This window comes from Massilia sp. LMS1-1-1.1 (assembly GCF_040815535.1).
Lineage (GTDB): Bacteria > Pseudomonadota > Gammaproteobacteria > Burkholderiales > Burkholderiaceae_D > Janthinobacterium > Janthinobacterium aestuarii.
The window spans coordinates 1,282,047-1,307,892 of record NZ_JBFPNG010000001.1 but is presented as its reverse complement, the minus strand read 5'-3'; the positions used below and the strand labels follow the sequence as shown (position 1 = coordinate 1,307,892).

Sequence of the window (25,846 nt, the reverse complement as noted above, 5' to 3'; positions counted from 1 at the left end):
TGTCGTTAAAATTTGTGCATGAGGCCGAGCGTCAAGCCCATGCCTTTGCGGTCGTTGGGCCGCGTTCCCGTGACGCCGGCCGCATCGCCTTGCCACAAGGTGTAGTCCGATTCCAGGTACAGGGTGGAGCGCGGCGAGAGCGTTTTTTCCAGGTAGGCGAAAGCACGCTGGAAGCCGTCGTCGACGTGGCCCGTGGCGCTGCGCCGTACCTTGTAGTAGGCGGTCGTGAGCAGCACGTCCTGCGCCATTTGCCGGCTTACGCCGGCCGACATCACGCTCTGCCGGACCGACTTGCCGGCGCCCACGTCGGCGCGGTTGACGCCCAGGTTGGCCTTGAACTGCCAGGCGTCCATCTTGTAGGCGGCGCCCACGGTGGCGGCGTCGAGGCTGCGGTTGTCGCGATTGCGAAAGCGCATCACTGCCCCGGAGACGGCTAGCCCCGCCTGCTGGTACGTCAGGGCGCCGCCCCAGGTCGATAATGGCGACGTGGCGCCCGCCACCTCGCCGAACGAGTAGGCGGCGCGCGCCACCACCGGCCCGAGGCTGGCGCTGGTTTTCACCATGTTGTCGAGCCGGTAGAAGTTGTCGGCATAGCCGCTGCTGCCGTATTGCTGGCCAAACGAGTGGCGGCCAAAAGCCGTATTGCTCAAGCCGGCGATGTTGACGTTCGGATTGAAGGAGGCATAGCGGATGCCCAGCGGGTCCACCGGCGCGATGGCGTCGGCCAGCAAGGTCGCCTGGCGCCCCAGGGTCACGGAGCCCAGCGGCGACTTCAGGCCCACCCACGCTTGCCGGTCGAACAGCTTGTCGGATTTGGCCGCGCTGCCCGTGTCCAGATTCAGCCCACCCTCGAAGCGGTACAGCGCCTGCCAGCCGCCGCCGAGGTCTTCCTGGCCGCGCAGGCCCCAGCGGCTCGTGTTGTTGATGCCGCTGCTGACGGCGGGCGTGGTGCCGCCGGCCGTGGGTGCGTTGGCGGCGTTCAAGCCTTTTCCATAGCGGATGCCGGCATCCGCGATGCCATACAAGACCGCGCCGCTCTGGCCCAGGCAGGCGCCGCTGGCCGCGAACAACAGCGCGAACGTGGAACAATGTCGCATGGTGTCTCCATTTTTTTTGGGGGGGATGCTTTCTTGGTGCCTTCTTGGCGAGGCTCAGCATTAAGACCCCATCATCGTTGAAATGGCATAATTTGATAATTGCAATTTTTCTGGGGATTCATGCATGCAGCGCATCAATTACGAACTTCATGATTTGCAGGCCTTCGTGGCCGTGGCGGAGCGCAACAGCTTTCGCCAGGCCGCGGCCGACCTGTTCCTGTCGCAGCCGGCACTGAGCCGCCGCATTGAAAAACTCGAGGATGCGCTGGGCGTCAAGCTGTTCGAGCGCACCACCCGGCGCGTGCAGCTGACCAATGTGGGGCAGGTGTTTCTGGTGAACGTACGCGATGCGCTGAACGGCCTTGAGGATGCCGTGCTCGGTGTCGCCGACCTGGCCGCGCACCGCACCGGGACGGTGACGTTCGCCTGCGTGCCATCGGCCGTGTGGCACTTCCTGCCGGACGTGCTCAAGCGTTTCAGCGCGCAGTTTCCGAAAATACGCGTGCGCGTGCATGACGAAAGCGCGCAGGACGTGCTCAACCTCGTGCTGACGGGCGAGGCGGATTTCGGCATCAGCTTTACGGGCGCGGAAAATCCGGAGATCCATTTCCAGCCCATCTATGTCGAAACCTACGTGCTGGCGATGCGGCACGATCACCGGCTGGCCAGGCGCAAGAAGCTGAGTTGGAAGGATACCGTCGACGAACGCTATATCTCGGTGGCCAAGTCGAGCGGCAACCGCAGCGTGCTCGATGCGGCGCTGGCCGGCGTGGAAAAGCACCCGTGGATCTCGTGCGAGATCAACCACGTGTCAGGCATCTTGGCGCTGGTGGAGTCGGGTTTGGGCGTGGCGGCCGTGCCGGGGTTGTCGATTTTGCCGGAGCGGCAGGGTACGGTGGTCGGCGTACCGCTCGTCAATCCCGCCGTGAAACGGACATTGGGCCTGATCAGCCGGCATCAGCATGCGATGCCGCCCGCGTCGCGCACCCTGTTCGACATGATGAGCGCGAGCATAGGCAAGCAGGGGCGGAGGGCGTGAGCGGTCCTATTTTTGCATGATGGGATCGCGCCCCAAGGTGCGGGCCAGCGCGCCGCCGTCGCCGCGCCAGAATTCGCGGTCGGCCAGGCGCACGCGTTCGGCCGCGTGCTGCATGTGTTCCATGGCCGCCTGGCGCGCCCGTTGCGGGTCGCCATCGGCGATCGCCTGGACGATCTTTTCATGTTCGCGCCGCACTTCGATGGAAAAGTCCGTGCGCCGCGCTTCATTCGCGCGCGTCACCTTCACGGCCGAGCGGATCGGGTCGGCAAACATGGCAACGAATTTCGGCCAGTAAGGATTGCCCGTCGCTTCGGCGATCGACAGGTGCAGGCGCACGTCTTCTTCCACGCCATCGACGCCGGCCGCCACGGCTTCCTCGATCCGGTGCAACGCATGCTCGATGTCGGCCAGCTGGCCCGGCGTGCGCCGCACGGCCGCCAGCGCGGCGATTTCCGCCTCCAGCCCTTGCCGCACCTCGATCAGGTTCAGCAGCGATTGCACCGACTGCTCCGTCAGCGCGTCGCCCCGTTCGCCCGTCTTCGCGCCATCCTGTGCGCATACGAAGGTGCCGCTGCCCTTGCGCGTGACGAGGATGCCATCGGCCTGCAGCAGGGCGATGGCTTCGCGCAGCACCGTGCGGCTCACGCCGAAGTGGCTGGCCATCGCCTGCTCCGACGGCAAGCGCGTGCCGCTGGCCAGGCCATCGTTGTGGATTTGCTGGCGCAGCCGTGCCGCCACGCGCGCACCCAGGGTGCCGGTGGTGAAACTGCCCGCGGCGGGCTCCGGCGGGGGAAGGGTAAAGCGGAACGTGCGGTCCATCGGTGCATCCTTGTGCTAGCGGTTCTCATGGGGCTTGCCTGCTTGCCATTATATGGAATATACAGCTTGACACACACAAAACACACACATAATATACATCCATACAAATTTTAGACAAGTTGCCAGCCACCTCCGGTGGACCATAAAAACCCGGCACGGTCGATCCCCCAGCGATCAGGAGACAAGCATGGACGTATCACAAGCATTGCCCGGGCAGCCGGCCGGCGCCGCCGCGAGCCAGAAAACCATCGACGACGCCGTCTACCGCAAGGTGACCTGGCGCATCATTCCCTTCCTCATGCTGTGCTACATCGTCGCTTACCTCGACCGTGTCAACGTGGGCTTCGCCAAGCTGCAAATGCTGGCCGACCTGCAGTTTTCCGAAACCGTATACGGCCTGGGCGCGGGCGTGTTCTTCCTCGGCTACTTCCTGTTCGAGGTGCCCAGCAACGTGATGCTGCACAAGATCGGCGCGCGCGTGTGGATCGCCCGCATCATGATCACGTGGGCCGTCATCTCGGGCGCCTTCATGTTCGTCACGACGCCGACCCAGTTCTACGTCATGCGCTTCCTGCTCGGTATCGCCGAGGCGGGCTTCTTCCCCGGCATCATCCTGTATCTGACCTACTGGTATCCGTCCGAGCGCCGTGCGCGCATGGTGTGCACCTTCATGGCCGCCATTCCCGTAGCGGGCCTGATCGGCGGCCCCCTGTCGGGCTGGATCATGGAAACCTTCGCCGGCTGGCACGGCTATGCGGGCTGGCAGTGGATGTTCGTGCTCGAAGCGATTCCCGCCGCGCTGATGGGCGTGGCAGTGCTGTTCTACCTCGACAACAGCATCCGCGCCGCGAAGTGGCTGACGGAAGACGAAAAAGTCATTCTCGAACAGCGCATCGCCACGGAAGCGCAGGGCAAGGTATCGCACCCGTCGATCCGCGCCATGTTCGCCGACCCGCGCATCTGGGTCATGGCCCTGATTTATTTCTGCTGCGTGATGGGCCAGTATTCGCTGACCTTCTGGCTGCCCAGCCTGATCAAGGCGGCCGGCGTGACGGGCGTGCTCAATATCGGCCTGTTCACGGCGATCCCGTACTCGGTGGCCGTGGCGTCGATGATACTGCTGGGCCGCAGCTCGGACAAATACCGCGAACGCCGCTGGCACATGGCCATCCCGCTGGTCGTCGGCGCCGCCGCCATCGTCTGCAGCGCGCTGGCCGGCGCCCACAACACGGGCTGGGCCATCTTCTTCCTGACGATCGCCGCCGGCGGCATCCTGGCTGCCTCGCCGATGTTCTGGAGCTTGCCGACGGCTTTCCTCGGCGGCGTCTCTGCCGCCGCCGGCATCGCCGCCATCAACTCGGTGGGCAACCTGGCCGGCTTCGCGGCGCCGTACATGATCGGCTCGATCAAGGACCTGACGCAGTCGACCGACATCGCCATCTACCTGCTGGCCGGCATTCTGGTGATCGGCGCGGCCATCATCATGCGCGTGCCGGCCAAGCTGGTGAACAAATAACAAATGGAGCAAATAATGAGCGCAACAATAGAAAAAGTAGGTGTGATCGGCCTGGGCGCCATGGGCATGGGCATCGCGCAATCGTTGCTGCGCGCCGGCTTTGAAGTACATGCCTGCGACGTGCGCGCCGACACCGTGCAAGCGCTGGCCGGCCAGGGTGCCCATGCGGCGCAGTCTCCGGCCGCGCTGGCGGCGCAGGTACAAGCGATGCTGATCGTCGTCGTCAATGCGCAGCAGACGGAAGCCGTGCTGTTTGGCGAACACGGTGCGGCTGCCAGCCTGGCGCCGGGCAGCGTGGTGATCGCCTGCGCCACCGTGGCGCCCGAGTTTGCCGAGGCCCTCGGCGCGCGCCTGGCGGCCATGGGACTGCGCTTCATCGATGCGCCCATTTCCGGCGGCGCGGCCAAGGCGGCTGCCGGCGAGATGTCGGTGATGGCGGCCGGCGCGCCCGATGCGTTCGACGCTTGCGCCGGCATTTTCGACGCCATCTGCGCCAAGCTGTACCGCCTGGGCGAACAGCCGGGGCAGGGCTCGAAGGTCAAGATGATCAACCAGTTGCTGGCCGGCGTGCACATCGCCGCCGCCGCCGAAGCGATGGCGCTGGGCTTGCGCGCCGGTTGCGATCCGGAGGCCCTGTACGAAGTCATTTCGAACAGCGCCGGCAGTTCCTGGATGTTCCAGAACCGGGTGCCGCACATCCTGAAGGGCGACTACACGCCGCTGTCGGCCGTGAATATCTTCGTCAAGGATTTGGGCATCGTCCTCGATTACGCGAAGAAAAGCGTGTTTCCATTACCGCTGTCCGCCACGGCGCACCAGATGTTCATGCAGGCGTCGGCGGCCGGCTTTGGCGGCGAGGACGACTCGGCCGTCATCAAGACTTTCCCGGGCATTACTTTGCCGGTGCAAGCGTTACTGAATCAAGAGGAACCATCATGACCGTACTACTGGGATGTATCGCCGACGATTTCACGGGTGGCACCGACCTGGCCGGCATGCTGGTCAAGGCCGGCATGCGCACGGTGCAGCTGATCGGCGTGCCGCAAGGGCCGCCGCCAACCGATGTCGATGCCGTCGTCATCGCCCTCAAGTCGCGCACGAATGCGCCGGAAGAGGCCGTGGCCGAATCGCTGGCCGCGCTGGCCTGGCTGCAGCAAGCCGGATGCAAGCAGTTCTACTTCAAGTACTGCTCCACGTTCGACTCCACGCCGCGCGGCAATATCGGCCCCGTGGCCGAAGCGCTGATGCGGGCGCTCGATACGGATTTCACCATCGCCTGTCCCGCATTTCCCGCCAACGGCCGCACCATCTACAAGGGCAACCTGTTCGTCGGCGACGTGCCACTGGCCGAATCGGGCATGCGCGACCATCCCCTGACGCCGATGACGGATTCGAACCTGGTGCGCGTGCTGCAGCAGCAGGTGCAAGCCAAGGTAGGCCTGGCCGATTTCTCCGTGGTGGAGAAGGGCGCGGCCGCCATCGCCCAGCGCTTCACGGACTTGCGCGGCCAGGGCTGCCATTTCGCCGTCGTCGATGCCGTGTCGAACCGCGACCTGGAAGCCATCGGCGCCGCGTGCGCGGACCTGAAACTGGTCACGGGCGGGTCCGGCATCGCACTGGGACTGCCGCAGAATTTCCGCCAGCGGGGCCAGCTGGCGCCATCGCCGGCAGGCCAGGCGGGACGCTTGCCGCCGCCGACGGGTTTGCGCGCCGTGATCTCGGGCAGCTGCTCGGTGGCCACGCAGCAGCAGGTGGCGCATTTGCGTGAACTGGCGCCAGCGTTCCACGTCGATCCGCTGCAGCTGGCCGCAGGCGGCGAGGTGGTCGATGCGGTCGTGGAGCAAGCCTTGGCATGGGCGGATGAGCACCTGGCGCAAGGCCCGGTATTGATCTATGCCACGGCCACGCCGGACGCCGTACGGGCCGTGCAGGCGCAGCTGGGCGTGGAACGTGCCGGGGCCCTCGTCGAGGAAACCCTGGCCGCCATCGCCCAAGGGCTCGTGCGCCTCGGCGTGGGCCAGCTGATCGTCGCCGGCGGCGAAACCTCGGGCGCCGTGGTGAAAGCGCTGGGCGTGGCGGGCTTGCGCATCGGCCCCGAGATCGACCCTGGCGTGCCGTGGACGCAAGCCTTGCCCGCACCGGGCGACGATGGCAGGGCGCCGTTGGCGCTGGCCCTCAAGTCCGGCAATTTCGGCACGGTCGATTTCTTCAGCAAGGCCTGGCAGGTGCTGGCATGAGCGCCACCGAATCGCGCCAGCGCGAGCTGATCGTCGACTTCGGCAAGTCGCTGTTCGAGCGGGGCCTGACGGCCGGCAGCAGCGGCAACCTGAGCGTGCGCCTGTCCGACGGCTGGCTGTTGACGCCCACGAACGCCAGCCTGGGACGGCTCGATCCCGCGCAGCTGTCCAAGCTCGATTGGGACGGCAATCTGATCAGCGGCGCACCGCCGTCAAAAGAAGCGTTCCTGCACCGCGCCATGTACGAAGAGCGGGGCAGCGCCGGTGCCATCGTGCATTTGCACTCGACCCATTCGGCCGCTGTGTCGTGCATGTGCGGCTTGAACCATGACGACTGCATTCCGCCGCTCACGCCCTACTTTGTGATGAAGGTGGGGCGCTTGCCGCTGGTGCCGTATCACCGTCCCGGCGACCCGGCGCTGGCGGGCGCCATTGGCGCCATGGCGCGCAAGCACTCGGCCGTGCTGCTGGCCAATCACGGTCCCGTCGTATCGGGCACGAGCCTGGAGGCGGCCGTGTATGCGGCCGAGGAACTGGAAGAGACGGCCAAGCTGTTCCTGCTGCTGCGCGACGTGCCCACGCGCCCGCTCGACGCGGCGCAGATCGCGGACCTGAAGCACACGTTCAAACTCGACATATAAGATTCCCAAGGAGATACCGCATGCCCCGTTTTGCCGCCAATTTGACCATGATGTTCAACGAAGTGCCTTTCCCGCAGCGCTTTGCCGCCGCCGCGCAAGCGGGTTTTAAAGGCGTTGAATTCCTGTTCCCGTATGACCACGCGCCGCAGGAAGTGGCCGGCTGGCTGCGCGAGCACGGCTTGCAGAATGTGCTGTTCAACCTGCCGCCGGGCGACTGGGCGGCCGGTGAGCGGGGCATCGCGTCGCTGCCGGGCCGCGAAGAAGAATTCCGTGCCGGCGTGGCGCGCGCCATCGAGTATGCGCTGGCGCTGGGCACCCCGCGCGTGCACATGATGGCGGGCCTGCTGCCCGTGGGCGCCGACGTCAACCTGCACCGCGCCACTTACCTGGCCAACCTGCGGTACGCGGCCCAGGCCGTGGGCGAGCATGGCATCGAGCTGTTGATCGAACCGATCAACGGGCGCGACATGCCCGGCTACTTCCTCGTCACGCAGGCGCAAGGCCATGCGCTGCGCCTGGAGTCGGGCGCGCCCAACGTCAAGGTGCAGATGGATTTTTACCACACGCAGATCGTCGAGGGCGATATCGCCATGACGTTCAAGAACAACTTCGACGGCATCGGCCACGTGCAGATCGCCAGCGTCCCGGCCCGCAATGAGCCGGACGATGGCGAAGTCAACTACCCGTATCTGTTCAAACTGCTGGACGAGCTGGGCTATGAGGGCTGGATCGGCTGCGAATACCGTCCGCGCGGGCGCACCGAAGCTGGCCTGGGCTGGCTTGCCGCTTACAACAACAAACAAGGAGCATGAAGATGAAAGTACTGATTACCGGCGGCGCCGGATTCCTCGGGCAGCGTCTGGCGCGCCAGTTGCTGGCGCAAGGCCAGCTGACGGACAGCCACGGCCAGTTGCAAACGATCAGCGAGCTGGTACTGGTCGACGTGGTGGCCGCGCATGACTTCAACGATGCGCGCGTCAAAGTGGTCACGGGCGACATCGCTGACGGCACGCTGATGCGCGCCACCGTCGATGTGCAGACCAGCTCGATCTTCCACCTTGCCGCCATCGTCAGCGGCCAGGCGGAAGCCGATTTCGAGCTGGGCATGCGCATCAACCTCGACGCCTCGCGACTGCTGCTCGACATCTGCCGCGAACTGGGACACAAGCCGAAGGTCGTGTTTACCAGTTCCGTGGCCGTGTACGGCGGCAAGCTGCCGGACGTGGTGCAGGACACCACCGCCCTGAACCCGCAATCGTCGTACGGCGCGCAAAAGGCCATCGGCGAATTGCTGCTCAACGATTACAGTCGCCGCGGCTTCGTCGACGGCCGCGTGCTGCGCCTGCCGACCATCAGCGTGCGTCCCGGTAAACCGAACAAGGCAGCGTCGTCGTTCGCCAGCGGCATCATCCGCGAACCGTTGAATGGCGAGGCGGCCGTCTGCCCCGTGTCCACCGATTTGCGTCTGTGGCTGCTGTCGCCGCGCGGCGCCATCGTCTCGCTGATTGCCGGCCATGAACTGGCGGGCGAGGCCTTCGGCGCCAGCCGCACGGTGAACTTGCCGGGTTTGAGCGTGAGCGTGGGCGAGATGATTGCCGCACTGGAACAGGTGGCCGGCAGCGAAGTAACAAAGCGCATCAGCTATGCGCCCGATCCGGCCGTCGAGCGCATCGTCAAGAGCTGGCCCGGCGCCTGGGATACCCAACGCGCCGAAGCGCTGGGCTTGACGGCCGATGCGGATTTCGCCAGCATCATCCGCGCGTATATCGACGACGTGAAAGCGGCCGGCTAGGCGGCTGTCGGCAGTTGCGAGCGGCGATAGTCGAGCGGCGTGCTGCCCACCAGTTCCGCAAAACTGCGGCTGAAATGGGCCTGGTCAAAAAAGCCCAGCGCATGCGCCAGGCTGGCCAGGTCGGGCGCATCGGGCTGCGCCAGCCGCCAGATCGCTTCCTGCAGGCGGTAGCGCTGGATCACCCACTTCGGCGGCACGCCCACGTAGTTGGCGAACAGGCGCTGCAGCCGGCGTTCGCCGATGGCCATTTTCTCGCACAGCTGCGCCACGCTCGCCGGGCCGTTGTGGGCCGCCGCCGCGGCAGTCAGCCTGGCGGCCAGCAGGGCAGCGTCATCGACCTGCGGCAGCCGTGCCAGCAGCAGCGCCTGCGCCTGCGCCACCATGGCCGTATCGCCTCCTTGCCCCAGCACGAGCGCCTCGGCTTGCCCTGCCGGCATGCCCAGCAGGGCGTCAGCGGCGATGGTCGTGTCGGTGAATGACGACAGGGGCTGGCTGATGAACGGGCGCAGGCCGCCCGGCGCGAAACGCACGCCCAGCACCTTGCCCGCACCGGTCAACGGCCTGTCGAAGGCACCGCGCACGACGCCATGGATGGCCGTGCGCCCAAGGTCGAACACCAGGTGAGCGTTCGGGTACGGCAGCACGCGCTGCGTCTCCGGCGCGCAGCCCCGCCTGTCCCATTCGACCACCCAGAAGTACTCGACGAACGGCGCCAGCGCGGTGTCCGGCGCATAGGTCGCCAGCCGTATGCGGCGCGCCGCCGCCTGCGGGTCGACGATGCCCTTCGGCGCCTGGCCGCGCGCGGCGAGCACATTGCGCGTGCTGTCGGTTTTATCCAATATTTGTCTCCTGCGCTGTCTTAAGCTGGTTCTCTCGCATCGATTGAAAGGGAATCATGAAATCACACAGCTTGTCCGGCCTGGTGCTGGCCGCATGTTGTCTATCGGTGGCGCCGGCCGGCGCCGCCTCGTCTGCAGAGGGAGATCATCGCATGCCAGTGCACGCCACGGGAAGTTTCAGCATCACCATGACGCCATCCGCGGCGCCGCAGCGCGCGGGGCGCACGACCCTGGGCAAGGTACTGCTCGACAAAGTCTATGCCGGCGACCTGGTCGCCACGGCCAAGGGGGAAATGCTCAGCGCCGTCACCGACACCAAGGGCGCGGCCGGCTACGTCGCCATGGAAGCCATCACGGGTGTCCTGCAGGGCAGGGAAGGCAGCTTCGTGGCGCAGCATGCGGGCACCATGGCCGATGGCAAGCAGCAGCTGTCCATCGTCATCGTGCCGCATTCCGGCACGGGGCAGCTGACGGGCATCAGCGGCACCCTGGCCATCCGCATTGAAAACGGCCAGCATTTTTACGACATCGACTATTCGCTGCCGGAGTAGGGCAAAGCCCATGGGCAGCGGTCCTGCAGGCGCTGGTGCGGTCAAGGTAGCGAGCGGCTCAGGTAGGTCGGATTAGCGGCAAGGCCGCGTAATCCGACACCACCAGCGCCAGCGCCAACAATGTTGTCGGATTACGCTGGCCTGGCGGCCAGCTAATCCGACCTACGCGAGGTTTATTTACCCAGTATCGATGCCACATTATCGGTTCCCGGTGCGCCGAACAGCTGCTGCTTGAGGATATGCAGCTGGTCGCGCACTTGCGCCGCCTTTTCGAACTCGAGGTTCTTGGCGTGGTCGACCATCAGTTTTTCCAGGCGCTTGATTTCCTTGCTGACCTGCTTCTCGCTCATCGATTCGAACTTGGCTGCTTCCTGCGCCACTTGCAGGGTTTCGCGCGCTTCCTGCGGGCTGTAGACGCCGTCGATCATTTCACGGATCGATTTCTTCACGCCGATCGGAATGATGTTGTTGGCCGTATTGAAGGCGATCTGCTTGGCGCGGCGGCGTTCCGTCTCGTCGATGGCGCGGCGCATGGAGTCCGTGATGCGGTCGCCGTACAAAATCGCCGTGCCGTTCAGGTTACGCGCGGCGCGGCCGATGGTCTGGATCAGGCTGCGCTCGGAGCGCAGGAAGCCTTCCTTGTCCGCGTCAAGAATGGCGACCAAGGAGACTTCCGGCAAGTCCAGGCCCTCGCGCAGCAGGTTGATCCCCACCAGCACGTCGAAGGTGCCCAGGCGCAGGTCGCGCAGGATTTCCACGCGCTCCACCGTCTCGATGTCGCTGTGCAGGTAGCGCACCTTGATGCCATGGTCGCCCAGGTATTCCGTCAATTGCTCGGACATGCGCTTGGTCAGGGTCGTCACCAGCACGCGCTCGTCCTTCTTGATGCGCTCGACGATTTCCGACATCAGGTCGTCCACCTGGCTGCTGGCGGGACGCACGATGATTTGCGGGTCGACCAGGCCCGTGGGGCGCACGACCTGTTCGACCACCTGGTCGGAATGGTTCTTTTCGTATTCGGCCGGCGTGGCCGAGACGAATACGGTCTGGCGCATCTTCTGCTCGAATTCCTCGAATTTCAAGGGTCGGTTGTCGAGCGCCGACGGCAGGCGGAAGCCGTAGTCGACGAGGTTCGTCTTGCGCGAGCGGTCGCCGTTGTACATGGCGCTCAGCTGGCCCGTCAGCACGTGCGACTCGTCGAGGAACATGATGGCGTCGGGCGGCAGGTAGTCGACCAGGGTCGGCGGCGGTTCGCCCGGCAGCGCGCCGGACAGGTGGCGCGAATAGTTCTCGATGCCCTTGGTGAAACCGATTTCCGCCATCATTTCCAGGTCGAAGCGCGTACGCTGTTCGAGCCGCTGCTCTTCGATCAGCTTGTTCTCCTTGCGGAAGAACTCGAGGCGCTCGCGCAGCTCGTCCTTGATGGTCTCGACGGCGCGCAGCACGGTGGAGCGGGGCGTCACGTAGTGCGAGCCCGGATACACGGTGAAGCGGGGGATCTTTTGCCGTACTCTGCCCGTCAGCGGGTCGAACAGCTGGATCGATTCGATCTCGTCGTCGAACATTTCGAGGCGCACGGCCAGCTCCGCATGCTCGGCGGGGAAGATGTCGATCGTATCGCCGCGCACGCGGAAGGTGCCGCGGCCGAAATCGACTTCGTTGCGCGTGTACTGCATCTGGATCAGGCGCGCGATGACGTCGCGCTGGGCGACTTTGTCTTTGACGCGCAACGTCAGGATCATCTGGTGGTATTCGTTCGGGTTACCGATACCGTAGATGGCCGAGACGGTGGCGACGATGATGACGTCGCGCCGTTCCATCAGCGACTTGGTGCACGACAGGCGCATCTGTTCGATATGCTCGTTGATCGACGAGTCCTTTTCGATGAACAGGTCGCGCTGCGGCACGTAGGCTTCAGGCTGGTAGTAATCGTAGTAGCTGACGAAGTATTCGACCGCGTTTTGCGGGAAAAAGTCGCGAAACTCGCTGTACAGTTGCGCGGCCAGGGTCTTGTTCGGGGCGAAGACGATGGCGGGCCGGCCCATGCGCGCGATGACGTTGGCCATGGTGTAGGTCTTGCCCGAACCGGTCACGCCCAGCAGGGTCTGGAAGGCCAGTCCGTCGGCAATCCCCTCTGACAACTGGTCGATTGCCGTGGGCTGGTCACCGGCCGGAGGGAAGGGCTGGTGCAGCTTGAACGGGGAGTCCGGGAAAGAGATAATTGCGCTTTCCGCCTCGCTGGCGGTAGATAATTCGGGCATGTGAATCAGACCTTTGTTAGAATAGTGCTCTGCTGGCGGCCCTGGCGTTGTATTTTGGGGCGCTGTCTACAACTCCGCTGTGAACCTGCTTCCAATCGAATCCAATCTTATCATGACGAACCCAACTGTTTCTGCCAGTCTGTTTAGCGCCATCGAGATGGCCCCACGCGACCCGATCCTGGGCATCACCGAAGCATTTAACGCGGACCAGAATCCCGCCAAAATCAATCTGGGCGTTGGCGTCTATTATGACGACAACGGCAAAGTGCCTCTGTTAGCTTGCGTACGCAAGGCAGAAGCGATCCTGATCGAACAGGCGGCGCCACGTACCTATCTGCCGATCGAAGGCCTCGCCGCCTACGACAAGGCTGTGCAAGAACTCGTATTTGGCGCCGATAGCGCCGTAATTCAAGAGCGCCGCGCCGTCACCGTGCAAGCCATCGGCGGCACGGGCGCACTGAAGATCGGTGCCGACTTCCTGCAGCGCTTCGCGCCGGGCGCGCAAGTCTACATCAGCGACCCGAGCTGGGAAAATCACCGCGCGCTGTTCGAGAACGCCGGTTTCGTCGTCAATAACTACACCTACTACGATGCCGCCACCCATGGCGTGAACTTCGACGGCATGCTGGCCAGCCTGAACGCCATGCCAGCCGGCTCCATCGTCGTGCTGCATGCGTGCTGCCACAACCCGACCGGCGCCGACCTGAGCGTGGCCCAGTGGGATCAGATCATCAGCGTGGTGACCTCGCGCGGCCTGGTGCCGTTCCTGGACATGGCGTATCAAGGCTTCGCCAACGGCATCGCCGAAGACGGCGCCGTGGTGCGCCGCTTCGCCGACGCGGGCGGCCCGCTGCTGGTGTCGAACTCGTTCTCGAAATCGTTCTCGCTGTACGGCGAGCGCGTGGGCGCCCTGAGCGTCGTCGCCTCGAGCGCCGACGAAGCGGCCCGTTTGCTGTCGCAGCTGAAGCGTGTCGTGCGCACCAACTACTCGAACCCGCCAGTACACGGCGGCAAGGTGGTCGCCACCGTGCTGGCTACGCCAGAACTGCGCCAGTTGTGGGAAGAGGAACTGGCCGGCATGCGCGTGCGCATCCGCGAAATGCGCAACGCCTTCGTGGAAAAGCTGAAAGCCAAGGCGCCAGGCCACGACTTCGAGTTCGTGCGCCAGCAAATCGGCATGTTCTCGTACTCGGGTCTCACCAAGGAGCAGGTGGCGTCCTTGCGCGAGCAATCGATCTACGCCGTCGACACGGGCCGTATCTGCGTGGCAGCATTGAACTCGCGCAATATCGACATCGTCATTGACGCGATCGCCAAAGTGCTTTAATATCTTGCTTCTTCGGCGCTGCATGCAAGTGCGGCGCTGATGGCGGTAGAAAGTCGGCGATGGCCGTGTTTGTAATGATGCAGTGTCGGTCTTGCAAATATGGAACAAGCGACATATAATATTGCCTCTTTTCCCTGATAGCTCAGTTGGTAGAGCGACGGACTGTTAATCCGCAGGTCCCTGGTTCGAGTCCAGGTCGGGGAGCCAGAATTCGAAAGGCCACGTTGAAAAACGTGGCCTTTTTTGTTTTTGCACCGCCGGCGTGTGGCTTGCGGCAAGATAAGATTTTCCCTATGGAAATCTGGACAGCGCCAGGTTTGGCCTATATAATACGGCCTCTTTTCCCTGATAGCTCAGTTGGTAGAGCGACGGACTGTTAATCCGCAGGTCCCTGGTTCGAGTCCAGGTCGGGGAGCCAGAACATGTAGCAGCAGAAAGCCCAGCCTTTACCGGTTGGGCTTTTTGCATTTCAGCGCGCCGCGATGGGTGCCGGCAGGGTCCCCATGATCGCCTGCTGGAATTTTTCCGGTTCATCCTGGTGTATCTGGTGTTCCGATTGTTCAAATACAAACAGCCCCTTCTTTGGTGCCTGCAGCTGCTCAAAATAGTCTTGCGTGATGCGGGTGGACGTCTGGATGTCGTTCTTGCCAACGAAGAAATAGACCGGGCAGTCGACTTTCTTCAAGGTCTTCGGCAAATCGATATGCATCACTTCGTTCCATACGGGCGACCAGGCTTTGGACCATTGCAGAAAACCGGTCTTGAAGCCATCGCTGGTCGCAAAAGCCTTTCCCTCTTTATGGAAAAGCCATTTGCGCAAGTAGAACAGGTCTTCATCCTGTTGAAAGGGGATATGCACCTGCGCCAGCTCCTTGGTGGCGGTGGCATCGTCCCGGAAATGCGCCTTCAAATTGGCCAGCAATGCCATTTCGCTGGCCAGCTGGCTGATGACGGGATTGACGGCGAAATACGCATGCAGCAGTTCCGGATGCCGTTCGACGATATGAAAACCGAGCACATTGCCCCAGGAGCTGCCCAGCAAGTATATTTTTTCCTGCTTGAGCTCTTTTTGAAGAAACGTGATGACCTGATACGTGTCCTGCTTCATCTGCGCGACGGAAGGCTGGCTAGGTGACGGATTCAGTGTCAGGGTTTTTCCCGCATCGCGCTGATCCCACTGCACCAGCGTAAATCTGTTTTTCAGGATGGCGGTGAAGGCATCCGCATTCTTCATCATCGAACTTCCCGGCCCGCCCGATAAAAAGAGCAGAACAGGTTTTTTTGAGTCATCTGTCTTGATTTCCACAAACTGCTTGATCCCGCCAATGTCGGGAGTCAGCAGCGCGTCGATGGCAAGCGCTTGCGCTTTGCATGCAGAAAATGGCATCAAGGTGATGAATAGCACTGCCAGTAGCTTTGTCATGGTCTGATATGAATGGTTGCTTACGGGTATGGGGTGTCCATGGGGGATATTATCCGAATAATATGTTGCATTTAGAAAATATCTGCGCCATGGCGGGCCGCTGCCTGTGTGCTTTTCCGTTTTGCGCTATCCTGAAGGCAAGCCCATAGGAGAGTTGCCACCATGACCTGTTCTATCCCGTTGCGCCATATCGTCCTGTGTGATTTTCTTGAGGACATTACACCGGCCAAGCATGCCGAGCTGGTCTATGAATTTTCCCAGCTTAAACACCGCATCCCCGGCGTGCTGCAATTCGAATGGGGGCCGAACGTCAGCCCGGAAGGCCTCGATGACGGTTTTACCGATTGCTTTACCTTGACCTTCGATGGCGCCAGCGCACGCGACGTGTACCTGGCCCATCCGGCCCACCTGGCCTTTGTCGATCTGCTCAAGCCATGGCTGGGGCGGGTGCTGGTGTTTGACTATCAGCCCCGGGAAAATCCGGGCTGAGCGGCGCCGCGCGTAAATTTTTCAGCGTAAATCTGGACAACTGAAAATTTGCCCTATAGAATGCGGCCTCTTTTCCCTGATAGCTCAGTTGGTAGAGCGACGGACTGTTAATCCGCAGGTCCCTGGTTCGAGTCCAGGTCGGGGAGCCAGAACATCAGCAGTATCGAAAAGCCCAGCCTTCACGGTTGGGCTTTTTGCGTTGCGGCCATGGTTCTCGTGACATTTCACGCTGATTTGCCGAAAAGCATCTGCCATACTTGCAGCGTACGTTTGCTGCCTGTGGATGAAAACAATCTTTCCTATGAAGAATCTCTGCGCCCTGGTGTTGATGCTTGCCGCCGGCACGGCCTACGCGCCGCTTGCCGGCGGCCAAGGGCGTCAGCCGCCATCGGAAGCGAAGGTCAAGCAGCAGATCATCGCCGAGTCGATCGCCGCCTATCCTGGCCGCTGCCCCTGTCCCTACAATACCGCCAAGAATGGCAGCGCTTGCGGGGGACGCAGCGCATGGAGCCGGAAGGGCGGTTACGCCCCCATCTGCTATGAACGGGAAATCAGCAGCGAGATGGTGCGCAAGTGGCGCGAGGACAATGCCGCCGCGCTGTGACTATTGCCCCGTGCGTAACGCTTCCAGCGCCAGATAGCCTGGCTGCACTTGCGTGGCGGTGGTGGCCAGGCCGCTTGTCGCGGCCACTGGCGGGTCGCCTTGGTAGGTCGTGCCGTATTTCGCATGCACGCCGCCCCGCGCGCGCATCGCTTGCAACTGTGCCGGCGTGGGGGTGATGCCGAAGCGCGTCAATACATCGCTGAACACGATATCTGGCAATTGCTTGTAGTGAATTAACTGCAGCTTGCCGGCCGCCGCATGGGGCAGGGCGGCCTGGAACAGGCTGGCCAGCACGAGGCCCGTATAGCCATCGATATCGCCGGGCGCCAGCTGGTGCGCGGGCAGCGGCAGCTGTGCCGGGTGCAGCATGCCGGGCACCATTTGCGGGCCGCGCTGGCGCTGGTGCGAGGCCAGCACGGCCAGCGGTTCGCGGTAGACGAACAGGCAGGGCGTGCCGGGAAACGCTTGCAGCAGCAAGTCCAGACTGTGGATGTGCCAGCAGTCGAGCTTGATGATGTGGTGCGTCTCTGCGCCCGAGCGGCGCTGGCCCAGTGCCAGGATGGCCTGGCGCAGCAGGGCGATGCCGGCGGCCGGGTCGTCGCTGTCGTGATACAGCCGCAGCAGCGAATCGATGATGGGCGGCTCGGACATGACTATGCATTGCGGCAAGGATGCCAGCAGCTGGCTCAGCAGGGTCGAGCCGCAGCGCGAGACGTGGAAGATGTAGGCGTCGGGCGCCAAGCCATTGCCGAGCGTGGCCATCGTGGCCAGTGCGGCCAGCGGCGTGCGGCAGACGCGGTGCTCCTCATGCGGCTGGCGCGCCAGGGTATTGACAAAGAAAGCGTCGCTGAACACCGTTTCCCCCAGCGCGCGCCAGCACAGGGCGGCGTGCGCCAGCGCCTCGCCGCGCTCCACATACAGCGGATACCAGCCGCGCAAGTCCATGCCTTCGTGCCATGCCACCGTCTCGCCCTTGGCCAGCAAGCGTTCCTGCTGGGCCAGGCCCGGCGCGGCGCTCACGGCGCGCTCCCGTCGGCCAAGGTGGACAGTTGGCTGGCCAGCGCCAGGCTGGCAGGCGAGGGCGACAGTCGCAGCTGGGCAATGACGGCCCGGACATTGCCATCATTGATGCTGGGGTCGCCATATTTATGGGCCGCTTTCGGCACGAAACCGGCCGAGGCGAACAGCGTTTCGAGCCAGGCATTGGTGACGCAGTCGAGCACGAGGTGGATGCGCGGCGCCGTACCCCGGTTATGCACGGCGTGCAGGCAGCTGGCGTCCATGTACCAGGCGTGGCCGGCCGCGAAGTGCACGTTCTCGCCGTCGATGCTGAACAGCACCTGCGGCGTAGTGTGGATGGGGATGTGGATGCGGATCAAGCCATCGGCCAGCGACGTGCCGGCGTCGCGGTGGGCGCGGATGATGGCGCCCGGCGCCAAAGCCATCAGGCGCGCGGCGCGGATGTCGCAGGCGAAGCTGGCGAGGACCTCGCGCAGGCCGGGGCAGCGCGCCAGTTGCGGCGTGCCGGCATAGGCGGCGCCATCGACGGGCATGATGTCGCCAGCTGCTCCGCCCGGCGAGCGCAGCGGCACGCAGCTCCAGCCCTGGTCGTAGGCGCCCGTATTGAAATGATGGATCCACTCGTCCGTGGCGAACTGGTCGCTGTCGTGCTGCATGCGCGCCACATCAAAGCGCAGCGGCAGCCGCAGCCAGGTGCTGGGCGGCTTCGGCGCCGGCACTATGGCGCGCTCCATTCCAGCTGCTCCTGCACCTCGTTTTCCCCGCGCAATCGGAAGCCCAGCTGCTGGTACAGCGCGCGCGCGGCGGTGTTGCTTTTGTTGACGGCAAGGTGGATCCGGCATTGCTGCGCGCCCGCTTGCGCCTGCAGGCCGCGCAGCACGGCGCTGCCTGCACCCTGGCCTTGCGCGGCGGGCAGGATGGCGATGTCGACCAGGTGCAGCACCTGATCCTGGCGGTCCAGGACCAGGCGCCCGATGGGCGTGTCGCCGTGCTGCAGCACCAGGTATATGGCCTGCGGATACGCTTGCCGGTAACCGTGGCTTTGCATGCGCTGCTGCATGGCGATCAGCTGCTCGATGACGGCGGGATCGGCCGGCATCTGGCGCAGGTCGCCGCGCGTGGAGCTGTACAGCGCGGCGGCAAAGCCATCGTCGTCGTCGCGCTGGACGCGCAACTGATAGGGGGCAGAAAGCGGCAGGTCGTGCATCGGTGCTCCGGTAGGTGGTAGCGATGGGGGCGATGGTGCCAAATGCGCAGGCGTTTATTTATTTGCTATGCTGCCAATTTTTCCGCGCACTTGCAATCATTTCAAGGAAGCCGCCATGCATTCTGTCTTTATCCCGCCTTTTCCGTGGAGTTGCCCGTGGAGTTGCGCGTGACTTCGGCGCGCGCGGAACTGGTCACCATGGGGGCCGCGCTGTGCGATCCGCAGCGTACCCTGGCCAGCCTGGTCGGCGAAACGGTTCAGCTGCGCCTGCTCGTCGAGCGCCATTCGCGCCTGCCCATGGACCGGCAGGACGGCTTGCGCGACGGCGAAAGTTTTCTCCCCAGCGGCTGGGCCATCTCGCCCGTGCAGGCGGGCCTGTGCGCGCGAGAGCCGTACCGCAGCGCCGCCTTCATTCAGGGCCTGGCGCTGGCCGTGCGCGAGCGGCTGGACGTGAACGGTGGGCGGCCCGTGCGCGTGCTGTATGCGGGCTGCGGTCCGTTTGCCTTGCTGGCCCTGCCGGTGATGGCCGTGCTGGACGCGAGCGAGGTGCAGTTTGCCATCCTCGACGTGCATGCCGAGACCCTGGACTATGCGCGCGACCTGATCGCCGCCCTGGGCCTGGACAGCCACGTCGACGAATACATCTGCGCCGACGCGGCCGCCTATCAAATGCCTGCTGGCGCCATGCCGGACGTGATCGTCAGCGAAACCATGAATACGGCGCTGGGCAAGGAGCCGCAGGTGGCCATCCTGCGCAATCTGCACGCCCAAGCGCCTGCGGCCACGCTGCTGCCGGCGGCCGTCACCGTGCACCTGGGCCTGGACCGGCGCAGCCCCGGCGAGTCGTGCACGGACTGGGGCCGCGTGTTTGCGCTCGATGCGGATGCCATGCGCGCCTGGCAGGGGGAGCGGGGCGACAGGCTTCCGGCCGCCAGCATCCGCCTGCCTGACGTGCTGGAGCAGGCGCCGCGCTTGCTGACGCGCATCCGTGTGCATGGCGACATCGTCCTGGGCGACCACGAGTGCAGCCTGAACCTGCCGCTGCCTTTGCCGGGCAAGCCAAACCTGGCTGGCGGCAGCGTGCTCGACTTCCATTACCGGCTGGGCGGCCAGCCGGGGCTGGCGTTTTGCCTGCGTGAAAAACAGGAATTGCACCAGCCAATATCTCAGTAGTAATACTACATTGGCAGACTATTTACTTCTGTAGGATAATATGGAACCGGTTCCATATATGCGCAAATGCAATGTGGCGCAATCATCGAAGTCAATAAAACAACAAGTCTTGCGGGAGTCTCATGAACCATCCAGGCAACGAACCATCTGCAACATCCGTGTCATCCCTTCCCCGCATCAGCCGCCGTCACGCCCTGATCGGCCTGGCCGCCTTGCTGGCGCAAGCCGGTTTCTGGAGCAATCCCCTGTCCGCCGCCATGCAGGCGCCGGCCAGCGCGCCGGCTGCCGGCCTGGCGCCCGCCACCATGCTGTTCTACACCCTGTCGCAAACGATCACGGGCCACCGCGATCTGTCCGCCGCGACGGCGGCGCGCATCGAGCAAGCCATGCGCACGAACGTGCCCGGCTTCGCCGAGCGCTTGCCGCAACTGGGCGCGCTGCTCGTCACGGGCCAGGAAGCGAAGACCTTGCTGGCGGCCGCCACCGCAGCCGATGCGGGGCTGCGCGAGCTGGCGCTGGCCATCGTCGCCGCCTGGTACACGGGCACTGTTGCCGGCAACGCGGCGCAGGGCACGAAATCCATCGTCGTCGCCTACGCCGAGGCCTTGATGTACCGCACGGTGGCCGATGGCCAGGTCGTGCCGACTTACTGCAATTACGGTCCCCTGTGGTGGCTGAAGGCGCCGCCGGCCGTGCGCGTTTCCGCACCCGTGGAACCGAAACCCGTGCCCGCGCCGGCCACCACCGGCACCCCTGAACCGAAAGGCAAGCAAGCAAAATGAAATCACCCCAATTCAAGAGTAATGGCGACGTCGTCGCCGATGTCGTCATAGTCGGCACGGGCGTCGTCGGCGCCATGATGGCCGACCAGCTGGCCGCGCAGGGTCACTCCGTGATCATGCTGGAAGCGGGCCTGCGCATCGAGCGTGGTCAAGCCGTGGAAAACTGGCGCAACATGCCCTTCGAAAACCGCGTCGGTTCCGACTTCCAGGGCCTGTATCCGCAAGCGGAAAACGCGCCCGCACCGCTGTATTTCCCGAAGAATAACTATGTGGAAGTATCCGGTCCCAACGGCAGCAGTTTCCAGCAGGGCTATCTGCGCACGGTGGGCGGCACGACCTGGCACTGGGCCGCGTCGTGCTGGCGCCACTTGCCGTCCGACATGCGCATGAAAAGCGATTACGGGGTAGGGCGCGACTGGGCCATTTCCTACGATGAACTGGAACCGTACTATTGCCGCGCCGAGCAGGAAATGGGCGTGGCCGGCCCCAACGATCCGGCCCTGCAGTCGCCGAGCGAGCGCAGCGCACCGTACCCGATGGACATGGTGCCCTGGGGCTATGGCGACAAGCGCTTCGCCGAAGTGGTCAACCCGCACGGCTACCGTTCCGTGCCGATTCCGCAAGGCCGCTCGACGCGCCCATGGCAAGGCCGTCCGACCTGCTGCGGCAATAACAATTGCCAGCCGATCTGCCCCATCGGCGCCATGTACAACGGCATCCACCACGTGGAGCGGGCCGAGCTGAAGGGCGCTGGCGTGCTGGCCGAGGCCGTCGTCTACCGTATCGATACGGACCACAACAACAGAGTGACGGCCGTGCACTGGTATGACGCCAAGAAACAGTCGCACATGGCGACGGGCAAGGCTTTCGTGATTGCCTGCAACGGCATCGAAACGCCGCGTTTGCTGCTGCTGGCGGCAAATCAAAACAATCCGAACGGCATCGCCAACAGTTCTGACCAGGTGGGCCGCAACATGATGGACCATTCGGGTTTCCACTGTACCTTCCTCGCCAATGAACCGATCTGGACGGGCCGTGGCCCCGCGCAAAGCAGCTGCCTGGTGGGCCCGCGCGACGGCGCCTTCCGTGCGCAATATTCGGCCAACAAGATGATCCTCAATAACATCACGCGTGTCGGACCCGCTACGCAGCAGTCCTTGAAGCTGGGCCTGGTGGGCAAGGACCTCGACGACGAGATCCGCCGCCGCGCCGCGTTTGGCGTGGACTTGTCGATCAGCCTGGAACCGCTGCCCGAAGCGCATAACCGCCTGACCCTGAGCAAGACGCGCAAGGACCCGCTGGGCCTGGCCTGCCCCGACATTTACTATGACGTGGGCGACTACGTGCGCGATGGCGCGAAGGCCGCGCATGCGCAGCTCAAGCACATCGGCAAGCTGTTCGGCGCCGTGGAATTCCATATCACCGACAGCCTGAACGCGAATAACCACATCATGGGCGGCGTCATCATGGGTTCGAATCGTCTTGACTCCGTGGTCGACGGCAATTGCCGCGCCCACGACCACGCCAACCTGTGGCTGCCGGGCGGCGGCGCCATGCCGTCGGCCAGCGTCGTCAACACCACCCTCAGCATGGCCGCGCTCGGTTTGCGCGCTGCCGACGACATCGCCCGCACCCTGGCAAGGGAGGCTGCATGATGCGCCGTTTATTGCTGAGTCTGACTTTGGTGGCCAGCTTGCCGCTGGCCGCGCACGCGGCGCCACCGGCGCCGCCCGTCACCCTGACGCCGGACCGTCCGGCCGTGCCTGCCGCCGCCAAGCCCGATGCGCGCCTGGAGCGAGGCCGCTACCTGGCCATCGCCGCCGACTGCATGGCGTGCCATACGGCAGCGGGCGGCAAGCCGTATGCGGGCGGCTATGCCATCGACTCGCCGCTGGGCACGATCTACGCAACGAATATCACGCCGTCGAAAAAAGGCGGCATCGGCCACTACACGGAAGCCGACTTTGCGCGCGCCCTGCGCGAAGGCGTGCGCGCCGATGGCAGCCACCTGTATCCAGCCATGCCCTACACCAGCTATGCGCAGCTGACGGATGCGGACGTGGGCGACCTGTATTACTACTTCATGCAGGCCGTCAAGCCCGTCGACGAGCCGGCGCGCCAGACGGCATTGCCATTCCCGTTCAATGTGCGCCTGTCGATGCTGGGCTGGAATACCTTGTTCCTCGACAATAAGCGCTTCGTGCCGGACGCAACGAAGAGCGCGCAGATCAACCGCGGCGCCTACCTGGCCGAAGGCCTGGCGCACTGCAGCGCCTGCCATACGCCGCGCAATGCGCTGATGGCGGAAATCGGCAGCCAGACCCTGGCCGGCGCCTCGCTCGGTTCCTGGCATGCACCGAACATCACGTCCGACAAGGTCAGCGGCATCGGTGCGTGGACGGATGCGGAACTCACGGCCTACCTGAAGACGGGCCACGTGGAAGGCAAGGGGCAGGCGGCGGGCGGCATGGCCGAAGCCATCCAGAACAGCCTGCAATTTTTGCGCGACGACGACGTGGCCGCCATCGTCGCGTGGTTGCGCACGGTGCCGCCCGTGCGCGCGCCGGGCCAGACCAAGGCCGCCTTCAGTCATGGCAGCGCCGCCAGCGAAGAACCACTGCTGCGCGGTATGGCCGCTTCCACCGAGCATCATTCGCTCAATAGCGGCGCCGTGCTGTTTTCCGGCTACTGCGCCAGCTGCCACTCGGCCAGCGGCGCCGGCAGCACGGGACAAAGCTATCCAGCGCTGTTCAACAATACGGCGACGGGCGGCAACACCCCGGCCAACCTGGTCTCGGCCATCTTGTTTGGCGTCGAGCGCAAGATCGAAGGGGAAGAGCACGAAGCATTCATGCCCCGTTTCGACCTGCGCTCCTACGTGCAGCCGTTGACGGACGAGCAGATTGCGTCGATTGCCAATTACGTGCTGAAGCAGTATGGCAACCCGGACGTGTCCGTCACGCCTGCCTACGTGGCGCAGGCGCGCAGCGGTGGCGAGAAACCCGTGCTGGCGCGGGCGCAACCGTTCATGCTGCCGGGCGGCATCGTTGGCATCCTGCTACTGATCGCGCTGTTTGTATGGCTGCGCCGGCGCCGCCAACGCAAGGAATAAGTGTCGAAACGGCGGCGAATATGAACGTTGGGCGCAACTTGCAGTAAAATGCAGGCTGAAAAATGGTTACGAGCAATCGTAGCCATTTTTTATTCTGGCCCGATCCTGGCGAGAGTGTTCGCCATATTTGAAAAGTGACAATGTCCCATTCCCTGCATCACCAATTTCTACGTTTCGCCGCTGTCGGCGCTTCCGGCACGGCCGTGCAATACAGCGTGCTGTGGGGCGGCGTGGAATGGGCCGGCATCAGCGCCGCCGCCGCGTCCGGCATCGGCTACATCCTCGGTTCCGTCGTCAACTACATTCTCAATTACTTTTTCACGTTTAAAAGCGACAAGGGCCATGGCGAGGCGGCCAGCAAATATTTCACTTTGCTGGGCATAGGCTGGTGCATCAATACGGGCCTGATGTGGCTGCTGGTGCACCAGCTGGGCTGGTATTACTGGCTGGCGCAGGTACTGGCGACGGGCATCGGGCTGGTCTGGAATTTCGCGGGCAGCCGCTGGTGGGCCTTCAAGCCGGCCGGCGCAGCGACCAAGTAACTAGCTATTGCAAGAAGAAAAGATGCGTCTTGGCCAAGACCAGGCGCGCGGTTTTACCAAAACAAGGGGTTAATCATGCAGTTCCTGGAACGCTATTTCAAACTGAAGGACAACGGGACCAATGTGCGCACGGAGCTGCTGGCCGGCCTGACCACGTTCCTGACGATGGCCTACATCATCTTCGTCAACCCGTCCATCCTCGGCGACGCGGGCATGCCGAAAGACTCCGTCTTTGTCGCCACCTGCCTGGCGGCCGCCATCGGCACCCTGATCATGGGCCTGTACGCGAACTACCCGATCGCGCTGGCGCCGGGCATGGGTTTGAACGCGTATTTCTCGTACACGGTGGTCAAGGGCATGGGCATGAGCTGGGAAGTGGCGCTGGGCGCCGTCTTCATTTCCGGCTGCCTGTTCATCCTGGTGAGCCTGTTCAAGGTGCGCGAGATGATCATCAACAGCATCCCGCCCGCGCTGCGCACGGCGATCACGGTCGGTATCGGCTTGTTCCTGGCCATCATTTCCCTGAAAAGCGCGGGCGTGGTGGTGTCGAACCCGGCCACCATCATCGCGCTGGGTGATTTGCACCAGGCGGCGCCCATCCTGGCCATCCTTGGCTTTTTCATCATCGTCGCGCTGGACCGCCTGAAAGTGCCGGGCGCCATCCTGATCGGCATCCTCGCCATCACGATTGCCAGTTTCTTCTTTGGCGGCAACCAGTTCAACGGCATCGTCTCGGCGCCACCGGCCATCGAGCCGACCTTGTTCAAGCTCGACATCATGGGCGCGCTGTCGATCGGCATCGTCAACGTGGTGCTGGTGTTTTTCCTGGTCGAACTGTTCGATGCGACGGGTACCCTGATGGGCGTGGCCAACCGTGCCGGTCTGCTGAAAGATGGCAAGATGGAACGCATGAACAAGGCCTTGCTGGCCGACAGCACGGCGATCGCCGCCGGCGCCTGCCTGGGCACGTCGAGCACGACGGCCTTCGTGGAAAGCGCGGCCGGCGTGCAAGCGGGCGGACGCACGGGCTTGACGGCCGTGGCTGTTGCGCTGCTGTTCCTGGGCAGCCTGTTCTTCGCCCCGCTGGCGCACACGGTGCCGCCGTACGCGACGGCGCCCGCGTTGCTGTACGTGGCTTGTTTGATGCTGCGCGAACTGACCTTCATCGACTGGGATGACAGCACGGAAAGCATTCCCGCCGCCATCACGGCGCTGATGATGCCATTTACGTATTCCGTGGCCAGCGGCGTCGCCTTCGGCTTCATCACCTATGCCGTATTGAAACTGCTGACGGGCAAGGGCAAGCAGGTGTCCGTGGTGGCCTACATCATCGCCGCCATCTTCCTGTTCAAGTTTATCTACCTGGGCGAATAGC

The 25,846-nt window shown here is 63.8% G+C and carries 25 protein-coding genes and 3 tRNA genes; 20 read left to right on the top strand and 8 right to left on the bottom strand.

Going from position 1 to position 25,846, the window contains the following annotated elements; all coding sequences use genetic code 11:
- Positions 1 to 5 precede the first annotated feature (5 nt).
- Positions 6 to 1,097 carry a porin gene (locus MRBLMS1_RS06090; RefSeq protein ID WP_485878375.1) on the bottom strand — a complete coding sequence of 364 codons (1,092 nt, stop codon included), beginning with the start codon at positions 1,095 to 1,097 and terminating at the stop codon, positions 6 to 8.
- 124 nt (positions 1,098 to 1,221) lie between these two features.
- Here MRBLMS1_RS06090 and MRBLMS1_RS06085 point away from each other — a divergent pair, with 124 nt between their 5' ends.
- Positions 1,222 to 2,136 (top strand): LysR family transcriptional regulator, encoded by a 915-nt coding sequence (locus MRBLMS1_RS06085; RefSeq protein WP_128142419.1) that lies wholly within the window; start codon positions 1,222 to 1,224, stop codon positions 2,134 to 2,136.
- Positions 2,137 to 2,142: 6 nt separating this feature from the next.
- Here MRBLMS1_RS06085 and MRBLMS1_RS06080 read toward each other — a convergent pair whose 3' ends face one another.
- Positions 2,143 to 2,955 (bottom strand): FadR/GntR family transcriptional regulator, encoded by an 813-nt coding sequence (locus MRBLMS1_RS06080; protein ID WP_128142420.1) that lies wholly within the window; start codon positions 2,953 to 2,955, stop codon positions 2,143 to 2,145.
- Positions 2,956 to 3,142: 187 nt separating this feature from the next.
- Between MRBLMS1_RS06080 and MRBLMS1_RS06075 the strand changes: the two genes are divergently transcribed.
- Genes MRBLMS1_RS06075 through denD form a run of 6 tightly spaced genes read left to right on the top strand, consistent with a single transcriptional unit; the run spans position 3,143 to position 9,141 of the window.
- The gene (locus tag MRBLMS1_RS06075; RefSeq protein ID WP_485878372.1) at positions 3,143 to 4,471 is read left to right on the top strand and encodes an MFS transporter; all 1,329 of its coding nucleotides are present in this window, start codon (positions 3,143 to 3,145) and stop codon (positions 4,469 to 4,471) included.
- 15 nt (positions 4,472 to 4,486) lie between these two features.
- The gene (gene ltnD / locus MRBLMS1_RS06070) at positions 4,487 to 5,410 is read left to right on the top strand and encodes an L-threonate dehydrogenase (protein WP_485878370.1); all 924 of its coding nucleotides are present in this window, start codon (positions 4,487 to 4,489) and stop codon (positions 5,408 to 5,410) included.
- Positions 5,407 to 6,708: a 3-oxo-tetronate kinase gene (gene otnK, locus MRBLMS1_RS06065; RefSeq protein WP_485878368.1), complete on the top strand. Its 1,302-nt coding sequence runs from the start codon at positions 5,407 to 5,409 to the stop codon at positions 6,706 to 6,708. The genes ltnD and otnK overlap by 4 nt, the downstream gene beginning before the upstream one ends.
- Entirely contained in the window at positions 6,705 to 7,349 is a 645-nt protein-coding gene (otnC, locus tag MRBLMS1_RS06060) for a 3-oxo-tetronate 4-phosphate decarboxylase (protein WP_485878366.1), read from the top strand. Before otnK ends, otnC begins: the two co-directional genes overlap by 4 nt.
- A gap of 20 nt (positions 7,350 to 7,369) precedes the next feature.
- Complete coding sequence (otnI, locus tag MRBLMS1_RS06055; protein ID WP_485878364.1) at positions 7,370 to 8,161, top strand: 2-oxo-tetronate isomerase; 792 nt, start codon at positions 7,370 to 7,372, stop codon at positions 8,159 to 8,161.
- Between the two features lie 2 nt (positions 8,162 to 8,163).
- Complete coding sequence (gene denD / locus MRBLMS1_RS06050) at positions 8,164 to 9,141, top strand: D-erythronate dehydrogenase (protein ID WP_485878362.1); 978 nt, start codon at positions 8,164 to 8,166, stop codon at positions 9,139 to 9,141.
- On the opposite strand, the gene MRBLMS1_RS06045 is transcribed toward denD, so the two are convergent.
- A complete protein-coding gene (locus MRBLMS1_RS06045; RefSeq protein WP_485878361.1) occupies positions 9,138 to 9,980 on the bottom strand; it encodes a DUF6597 domain-containing transcriptional factor in 843 nt (280 codons plus the stop codon). The two genes, denD and MRBLMS1_RS06045, sit on opposite strands and share 4 nt — an antisense overlap.
- 56 nt (positions 9,981 to 10,036) lie before the next feature.
- Between MRBLMS1_RS06045 and MRBLMS1_RS06040 the strand changes: the two genes are divergently transcribed.
- Positions 10,037 to 10,531: a DUF3224 domain-containing protein gene (locus MRBLMS1_RS06040; protein WP_252867359.1), complete on the top strand. Its 495-nt coding sequence runs from the start codon at positions 10,037 to 10,039 to the stop codon at positions 10,529 to 10,531.
- A gap of 173 nt (positions 10,532 to 10,704) precedes the next feature.
- On the opposite strand, the gene uvrB is transcribed toward MRBLMS1_RS06040, so the two are convergent.
- Positions 10,705 to 12,792 carry an excinuclease ABC subunit UvrB gene (uvrB, locus tag MRBLMS1_RS06035; RefSeq protein WP_139089948.1) on the bottom strand — a complete coding sequence of 696 codons (2,088 nt, stop codon included), beginning with the start codon at positions 12,790 to 12,792 and terminating at the stop codon, positions 10,705 to 10,707.
- Positions 12,793 to 12,904: 112 nt separating this feature from the next.
- Between uvrB and MRBLMS1_RS06030 the strand changes: the two genes are divergently transcribed.
- The 3 genes from MRBLMS1_RS06030 to MRBLMS1_RS06020 all read left to right on the top strand — a co-directional run bounded on the left by MRBLMS1_RS06030 (position 12,905) and on the right by MRBLMS1_RS06020 (position 14,537).
- Entirely contained in the window at positions 12,905 to 14,119 is a 1,215-nt protein-coding gene (locus MRBLMS1_RS06030) for an amino acid aminotransferase (RefSeq protein ID WP_175444492.1), read from the top strand.
- A gap of 131 nt (positions 14,120 to 14,250) precedes the next feature.
- Positions 14,251 to 14,326 (top strand) — tRNA-Asn (locus MRBLMS1_RS06025).
- A gap of 135 nt (positions 14,327 to 14,461) precedes the next feature.
- Positions 14,462 to 14,537, top strand: a tRNA-Asn gene (locus MRBLMS1_RS06020).
- A 51-nt stretch (positions 14,538 to 14,588) separates the two neighbouring features.
- Here the strand turns inward: MRBLMS1_RS06020 and MRBLMS1_RS06015 are convergent.
- Entirely contained in the window at positions 14,589 to 15,542 is a 954-nt protein-coding gene (locus MRBLMS1_RS06015) for an alpha/beta fold hydrolase (protein WP_485878358.1), read from the bottom strand.
- A 162-nt stretch (positions 15,543 to 15,704) separates the two neighbouring features.
- On the opposite strand from MRBLMS1_RS06015, the gene MRBLMS1_RS06010 reads away from it, so the two are divergent.
- The 3 genes from MRBLMS1_RS06010 to MRBLMS1_RS06000 all read left to right on the top strand — a co-directional run bounded on the left by MRBLMS1_RS06010 (position 15,705) and on the right by MRBLMS1_RS06000 (position 16,635).
- On the top strand, positions 15,705 to 16,031 hold the full coding sequence (locus tag MRBLMS1_RS06010; RefSeq protein ID WP_034750182.1) for a Dabb family protein: 327 nt from the start codon (positions 15,705 to 15,707) through the stop codon (positions 16,029 to 16,031).
- Between the two features lie 73 nt (positions 16,032 to 16,104).
- Positions 16,105 to 16,180, top strand: a tRNA-Asn gene (locus MRBLMS1_RS06005).
- A gap of 152 nt (positions 16,181 to 16,332) precedes the next feature.
- Positions 16,333 to 16,635: a hypothetical protein gene (locus MRBLMS1_RS06000; RefSeq protein WP_485878357.1), complete on the top strand. Its 303-nt coding sequence runs from the start codon at positions 16,333 to 16,335 to the stop codon at positions 16,633 to 16,635.
- Here MRBLMS1_RS06000 and MRBLMS1_RS05995 read toward each other — a convergent pair whose 3' ends face one another.
- From MRBLMS1_RS05995 to MRBLMS1_RS05985, 3 genes are read right to left on the bottom strand one after another with little or no spacing between them, the layout of a single operon-like run.
- Positions 16,636 to 17,655, bottom strand: a complete 1,020-nt coding sequence (locus tag MRBLMS1_RS05995) for a hypothetical protein (protein WP_485878356.1) — start codon at positions 17,653 to 17,655, stop codon at positions 16,636 to 16,638.
- Positions 17,652 to 18,389, bottom strand: a complete 738-nt coding sequence (locus MRBLMS1_RS05990; RefSeq protein ID WP_485878354.1) for an aspartyl/asparaginyl beta-hydroxylase domain-containing protein — start codon at positions 18,387 to 18,389, stop codon at positions 17,652 to 17,654. The genes MRBLMS1_RS05995 and MRBLMS1_RS05990 overlap by 4 nt, the downstream gene beginning before the upstream one ends.
- Positions 18,374 to 18,862, bottom strand: a complete 489-nt coding sequence (locus tag MRBLMS1_RS05985; protein ID WP_485878353.1) for a GNAT family N-acetyltransferase — start codon at positions 18,860 to 18,862, stop codon at positions 18,374 to 18,376. Before MRBLMS1_RS05985 ends, MRBLMS1_RS05990 begins: the two co-directional genes overlap by 16 nt.
- Positions 18,863 to 19,030: 168 nt before the next feature.
- Between MRBLMS1_RS05985 and MRBLMS1_RS05980 the strand changes: the two genes are divergently transcribed.
- The 6 genes from MRBLMS1_RS05980 (at position 19,031) to MRBLMS1_RS05955 (ending at position 25,845) form a co-directional block, all read left to right on the top strand.
- Positions 19,031 to 20,035: an SAM-dependent methyltransferase gene (locus MRBLMS1_RS05980; protein WP_485878351.1), complete on the top strand. Its 1,005-nt coding sequence runs from the start codon at positions 19,031 to 19,033 to the stop codon at positions 20,033 to 20,035.
- Positions 20,036 to 20,193: 158 nt separating this feature from the next.
- Complete coding sequence (locus MRBLMS1_RS05975) at positions 20,194 to 20,817, top strand: sugar dehydrogenase complex small subunit (protein WP_485878350.1); 624 nt, start codon at positions 20,194 to 20,196, stop codon at positions 20,815 to 20,817.
- Complete coding sequence (locus MRBLMS1_RS05970) at positions 20,814 to 22,472, top strand: GMC family oxidoreductase (RefSeq protein WP_058051440.1); 1,659 nt, start codon at positions 20,814 to 20,816, stop codon at positions 22,470 to 22,472. The genes MRBLMS1_RS05975 and MRBLMS1_RS05970 overlap by 4 nt, the downstream gene beginning before the upstream one ends.
- Positions 22,469 to 23,929: a c-type cytochrome gene (locus MRBLMS1_RS05965; RefSeq protein ID WP_485878347.1), complete on the top strand. Its 1,461-nt coding sequence runs from the start codon at positions 22,469 to 22,471 to the stop codon at positions 23,927 to 23,929. The genes MRBLMS1_RS05970 and MRBLMS1_RS05965 overlap by 4 nt, the downstream gene beginning before the upstream one ends.
- A 140-nt stretch (positions 23,930 to 24,069) precedes the next feature.
- Positions 24,070 to 24,471: a GtrA family protein gene (locus tag MRBLMS1_RS05960; RefSeq protein ID WP_128142434.1), complete on the top strand. Its 402-nt coding sequence runs from the start codon at positions 24,070 to 24,072 to the stop codon at positions 24,469 to 24,471.
- 75 nt (positions 24,472 to 24,546) lie between these two features.
- The gene (locus MRBLMS1_RS05955; RefSeq protein WP_070302267.1) at positions 24,547 to 25,845 is read left to right on the top strand and encodes an NCS2 family permease; all 1,299 of its coding nucleotides are present in this window, start codon (positions 24,547 to 24,549) and stop codon (positions 25,843 to 25,845) included.
- The last annotated feature ends 1 nt before the right edge of the window (position 25,846 follow it).

Coding starts and splice junctions, on each gene's coding strand:
- MRBLMS1_RS06010 (WP_034750182.1), top strand. CDS start 15,705: ATGACCTGTTCTATCCCGTTGCGCCATATCGTCCTGTGTGATTTTCTT.
- MRBLMS1_RS06080 (WP_128142420.1), bottom strand. CDS start 2,955: ATGGACCGCACGTTCCGCTTTACCCTTCCCCCGCCGGAGCCCGCCGCG.
- MRBLMS1_RS05955 (WP_070302267.1), top strand. CDS start 24,547: ATGCAGTTCCTGGAACGCTATTTCAAACTGAAGGACAACGGGACCAAT.
- MRBLMS1_RS05965 (WP_485878347.1), top strand. CDS start 22,469: ATGATGCGCCGTTTATTGCTGAGTCTGACTTTGGTGGCCAGCTTGCCG.
- MRBLMS1_RS05990 (WP_485878354.1), bottom strand. CDS start 18,389: ATGGAGCGCGCCATAGTGCCGGCGCCGAAGCCGCCCAGCACCTGGCTG.
- MRBLMS1_RS06015 (WP_485878358.1), bottom strand. CDS start 15,542: ATGACAAAGCTACTGGCAGTGCTATTCATCACCTTGATGCCATTTTCT.
- otnI (WP_485878364.1), top strand. CDS start 7,370: ATGCCCCGTTTTGCCGCCAATTTGACCATGATGTTCAACGAAGTGCCT.
- MRBLMS1_RS06075 (WP_485878372.1), top strand. CDS start 3,143: ATGGACGTATCACAAGCATTGCCCGGGCAGCCGGCCGGCGCCGCCGCG.
- MRBLMS1_RS05960 (WP_128142434.1), top strand. CDS start 24,070: ATGTCCCATTCCCTGCATCACCAATTTCTACGTTTCGCCGCTGTCGGC.
- MRBLMS1_RS05985 (WP_485878353.1), bottom strand. CDS start 18,862: ATGCACGACCTGCCGCTTTCTGCCCCCTATCAGTTGCGCGTCCAGCGC.
- otnC (WP_485878366.1), top strand. CDS start 6,705: ATGAGCGCCACCGAATCGCGCCAGCGCGAGCTGATCGTCGACTTCGGC.
- MRBLMS1_RS06030 (WP_175444492.1), top strand. CDS start 12,905: ATGACGAACCCAACTGTTTCTGCCAGTCTGTTTAGCGCCATCGAGATG.
- MRBLMS1_RS06000 (WP_485878357.1), top strand. CDS start 16,333: ATGAAGAATCTCTGCGCCCTGGTGTTGATGCTTGCCGCCGGCACGGCC.
- otnK (WP_485878368.1), top strand. CDS start 5,407: ATGACCGTACTACTGGGATGTATCGCCGACGATTTCACGGGTGGCACC.
- MRBLMS1_RS05970 (WP_058051440.1), top strand. CDS start 20,814: ATGAAATCACCCCAATTCAAGAGTAATGGCGACGTCGTCGCCGATGTC.
- MRBLMS1_RS06090 (WP_485878375.1), bottom strand. CDS start 1,097: ATGCGACATTGTTCCACGTTCGCGCTGTTGTTCGCGGCCAGCGGCGCC.
- MRBLMS1_RS06085 (WP_128142419.1), top strand. CDS start 1,222: ATGCAGCGCATCAATTACGAACTTCATGATTTGCAGGCCTTCGTGGCC.
- uvrB (WP_139089948.1), bottom strand. CDS start 12,792: ATGCCCGAATTATCTACCGCCAGCGAGGCGGAAAGCGCAATTATCTCT.
- MRBLMS1_RS06040 (WP_252867359.1), top strand. CDS start 10,037: ATGAAATCACACAGCTTGTCCGGCCTGGTGCTGGCCGCATGTTGTCTA.
- denD (WP_485878362.1), top strand. CDS start 8,164: ATGAAAGTACTGATTACCGGCGGCGCCGGATTCCTCGGGCAGCGTCTG.
- ltnD (WP_485878370.1), top strand. CDS start 4,487: ATGAGCGCAACAATAGAAAAAGTAGGTGTGATCGGCCTGGGCGCCATG.